The organism is Bacillus sp. JJ1566 (assembly GCF_036962685.1).
In the GTDB taxonomy this organism is placed as follows: Bacteria; Bacillota; Bacilli; order Bacillales; family Bacillaceae_L; genus Ferdinandcohnia.
Genome location: NZ_JBALOP010000001.1, coordinates 182,527 through 186,443 on the forward strand (window position 1 = coordinate 182,527; position 3,917 = coordinate 186,443).

Annotated in this window: 4 protein-coding genes and 1 riboswitch; of the genes, 3 read left to right on the forward strand and 1 reads right to left on the reverse strand. The window is 40.0% G+C overall.

The window, feature by feature from the left end; genetic code table 11:
* The first annotated feature begins 299 nt into the window (after positions 1-299).
* A riboswitch (guanidine-I (ykkC/yxkD leader) is annotated at positions 300-399 on the forward strand.
* A 66-nt stretch (positions 400-465) separates the two neighbouring features.
* Together V7112_RS00850 and V7112_RS00855 are read left to right on the forward strand one after the other, a co-directional pair.
* On the forward strand, positions 466-807 hold the full coding sequence (locus V7112_RS00850; RefSeq protein WP_335413982.1) for a DMT family transporter: 342 nt from the start codon (positions 466-468) through the stop codon (positions 805-807).
* Positions 807-1,121, forward strand: coding sequence for a DMT family transporter (locus V7112_RS00855; RefSeq protein ID WP_335413984.1), 315 nt, complete (start codon positions 807-809; stop codon positions 1,119-1,121). The genes V7112_RS00850 and V7112_RS00855 overlap by 1 nt, the downstream gene beginning before the upstream one ends.
* Positions 1,122-1,195: 74 nt before the next feature.
* On the opposite strand, the gene V7112_RS00860 is transcribed toward V7112_RS00855, so the two are convergent.
* On the reverse strand, positions 1,196-2,101 hold the full coding sequence (locus V7112_RS00860; protein WP_335413986.1) for a LysR family transcriptional regulator: 906 nt from the start codon (positions 2,099-2,101) through the stop codon (positions 1,196-1,198).
* Positions 2,102-2,316: 215 nt separating this feature from the next.
* Between V7112_RS00860 and gdhA the strand changes: the two genes are divergently transcribed.
* Positions 2,317-3,696 (forward strand): NADP-specific glutamate dehydrogenase, encoded by a 1,380-nt coding sequence (gene gdhA / locus V7112_RS00865; RefSeq protein ID WP_438823846.1) that lies wholly within the window; start codon positions 2,317-2,319, stop codon positions 3,694-3,696.
* Positions 3,697-3,917: the final 221 nt, after the last annotated feature.

Consider the following 3,917-nt stretch of genomic DNA (forward strand, 5'->3'; position numbering starts at 1 on the left):
CGGTACATGTTCTAACAATTTCTTACTCAACATGTATCTCTAGACCCTTCTTGCGGCGCATGCCCTAACAATTTCTCTCTCAACATGTACCGCTAGTCCTTTCTTGCGGTGCATGCCCTAACACCATTTCTCTCAACGTGTATCACTAGACCCTTCTTGCGGTACATGCTCCTTCTCCCCATCGAGGAGTACTTATCCGGAACCACACGAACCGCCCCCTTGGTCCCTAAGGTCATCCACAAGCAAAATTTCCCTCTTTCTACAAAAAAGTTTCTATTGTATAATGATGTCAGTTGAATAAAAAGGTTTTCTAGGGTTCCGTAGCTTTATGCTAGTCTGGTCCGAGAGAAAACTCATAGCGAAATTGCTATGCCACGGAGGGATAAAAGCCTGGGAGATTATACATTTGTTATAATCTCTCGGGCTTTTTCTTTTTAACCGAATATGTTTAGGAGGAATTTATATATGAATTTAGAATGGACGAAAATCATTGTGGCGGCATTTTTTGAAGTGTTTTGGGTGATTGGCTTAAAGCACGCAGATAGTTTTTGGACATGGACAGGAACAGCGATTGCGATTTATATCAGTTTTTATGGGCTAATTGCTGCAGGTAAAAAATTGCCGGTCGGAACGGCTTACGCTGTCTTTGTTGGGCTTGGAACTGCTGGTACCGTAATCTCCGAGATTCTGTTTTTTAATGAACCAGTTAAAATGACAAAGCTTCTACTAATAGGTTTGCTACTAGTTGGAGTAATTGGACTCAAACTTGTTACAAAAGAGGAAGATACGGAAGGAGTTGAAGGTTAATGGCTTGGATATCTCTTATTATCGCTGGGCTTTTAGAAATGTTAGGAGTCATGATGATCAATCAACTTCATAAAAAGAAAAATTGGCAATCACTTGTTTTACTTCTTGCGGCTTTCGGTGGGAGTTTCCTCTTTCTAAGTATTGCCATGAAAACATTGCCTATGGGGACTGCATACGCAGTATGGACTGGAATAGGAGCATCTGGTGGAGCAATACTAGGGATGCTTTTGTACGGAGAGTCAAAGGATTGGAAACGATTCGTATTTATTGCACTCATTATCAGTTCAGCTGTTGGATTAAAATTGGTTGGTTGATTCAAAATGGAGCCTGCTATAGGCTCCCCAACAATCGACAATTTCCTCCTATTTCCGAGGAAATACAACGAATCCTAATATTGAAATTTGTCTAAAAAGGAGAAATAGTCCTTTAAAAAGTCATAAAAGATTTGTTCCGTTGGGAGCAATTTTCGCTCTTTTGGAATAATCACACCTACTGAACGAGTTACCTCTGGGTGTACGACCGGGAGCTTCACAGTCGAATGAGGAATATTTTCAATCAAGGTTATTTCAGGTATGATTGTAATTCCAAGTCCTGCTGATACAAGTCCCTTGATTGCATCTATATCTTCTCCTTCAAATGAAACAGTCGGTTGAAACCCGAGTTGATTGCAGGCTTTTACGATAATATCACGTAACACAAAGCCATTTGGAAATAACACAAATTGCTCTTCCTTTAGCTGACTTAGACTCAATGACTTATTGGATGCCAATGGGTGTGAGCGATGCATAAGCGCCACCATTTTATCGGTAAACAATGTGGTTCCGATGAGTTTTTTTTCCTGGTTTGGTACAGGACCAAGCAACGCCATATCAATTTCACCCGTTTTCACACGTTCGACTAACGAATAGTAATTGCCTTGTGATAAGGAAAACTTCACTTGTGGATGGCGGTCTCGAAATGCAGATACAACCGTTGGCAATGTATGAGCAGCTAGGCTACTAGGAAAGCCAATCCGAATTGTTCCGCGTTCTGGGTCTAAATATTCTTCAATCTCACGTTTTGCATTATCTAACACATTTAATGCCTGCTCGACATGATCTAAAAAAACTCTTCCGATTGGAGTTAGCTTCACATTTCGTCCGTCCCGAATAAATAAATCTACACCTAATTCGGCTTCAAGATTGAATAACTGCCGGCTTACCGCCGATTGTGCAATATGCATTGAATTTGCCGCTTCCGTCACATGTTCTCGTTTTGCTACTTCAATAAAATAGGTCAGTTGTCTGAGTTCCACTAGGCTTTCTCCTCGATTCATCTAATTTCGGCATCGTTTATATCTTTTATTAATATTGCTTAGATTAATTATTCATTATAAAATGATTAATATCAAGAATTTACAGATAAAATTGTCCGTTGATTTTTACTGAAAAAATATGTGTTCAAAAGGGCAGACTTTTTGAACATCTCTAAAAATATATAGCAAAGAAAGGGTGAATGTACACGATGGCTATGATTGAACAGTCTATTCCTGTACCAGAGTTAAAACAAGCAACCGATTATATGAACAAAGTATATGAGGAGGTTAAAAAGAGAAATCCTCATGAACCTGAGTTTCATCAGGCGGTGAAAGAAATTTTCCTTTCGCTTGTACCTGTATTTGCTAAAAATCCAAAGTATATGAAGCATGCTATTTTAGAAAGAATCGTTGAACCGGAAAGAATGATTACATTCCGTGTACCTTGGGTAGATGACCAAGGCCAAATTCATGTGAATCGTGGCTATCGTGTTCAGTTTAACAGTGCACTAGGCCCGTATAAAGGCGGATTGCGTTTCCACCCTTCCGTAAATGCAAGTATCATTAAATTCCTCGGCTTTGAGCAAATCCTTAAAAACTCCTTAACTGGTCTTCCGATCGGTGGCGGTAAAGGTGGATCTGACTTTGATCCAAAAGGAAAATCAGAACATGAAATCATGCGCTTCACGCAAAGCTTCATGACTGAACTAGCTAGACATATCGGTCCAGATGTTGATGTTCCAGCAGGTGATATCGGTGTAGGTGCAAGAGAAGTTGGCTATATGTTCGGTCAATACAAAAGACTGCGCGGTAGCTTTGAAGCAGGCGTTTTTACCGGAAAAGGTCTTGGTTACGGTGGAAGCCTTGTCCGTACAGAAGCTACAGGATACGGTACTGTTTACTTCGTAGAAGAAATGCTGAAGGAACAAGGTCTTTCTTTCGAGGGAAGTACAGTTGTAGTATCAGGTTCTGGTAATGTTTCTATTTATGCAATCGAAAAAGCTCAACAGCTTGGAGCAACGGTTGTTGCATGTAGTGATTCGAACGGTTATATCTACGATGCGAATGGCCTAAACTTAGAAACAATCAAACGCATTAAAGAAGTAGAGCGCAAACGTATTAAGGAATATGTCTTAGAGCATCCAGAAGCAGAGTATGTTGAAGGCTGCTCAGGTATCTGGTCGATTCCTTGTGATATCGCATTACCATGTGCGACTCAAAATGAAATTGATAGTGAATCCGCGCAAACCCTCATTTGTAATGGAGTAAAAGCTGTTGGCGAAGGTGCTAACATGCCTTCTACATTAGAGGCAATTGATTTATTCTTAGAAAGTGATGTTCTTTTTGGACCTGGGAAAGCCGTTAACGCTGGTGGAGTTGCCGTTTCAGCCCTTGAAATGTCACAAAACAGCATGAGACTTTCTTGGTCGTTTGAAGAAGTTGACAGCAAGCTACAGGATATCATGGCTTCCATTTATCGCAACAGCATGGATGCTGCTGAAGAATACGGCCATCCTGGAAACCTAGTCTATGGTTCAAACATTGCGGGCTTCAAAAAAGTAGCAGATGCAATGATTGCTCATGGTGTCATCTAATAAAACATAAAAAAACGCTGTTTTCCTCGTGGAAAGCAGCGTTTTTTATGTCCAGATATTTGAGATCTTTTTTATCAGGATATATTGTCGGTAAATGAGTAACAAGCGAAAGTATATACACGGAGATTTTTCGGTTAAATTCAGAATAAATCTTGTTTTAGAGTAAATAAGGGAAGGTTTTCCGACTATACGATGCAAAATCTGAGGTTAGTCTTAAAAGT

Excerpts from the sequence above, each read along its gene's own strand:
- V7112_RS00850 (WP_335413982.1), top strand. The coding sequence starts at position 466 with ATGAATTTAGAATGGACGAAAATCATTGTGGCGGCATTTTTTGAAGTG.
- V7112_RS00855 (WP_335413984.1), top strand. The coding sequence starts at position 807 with ATGGCTTGGATATCTCTTATTATCGCTGGGCTTTTAGAAATGTTAGGA.
- gdhA (WP_438823846.1), top strand. The coding sequence starts at position 2,317 with ATGATTGAACAGTCTATTCCTGTACCAGAGTTAAAACAAGCAACCGAT.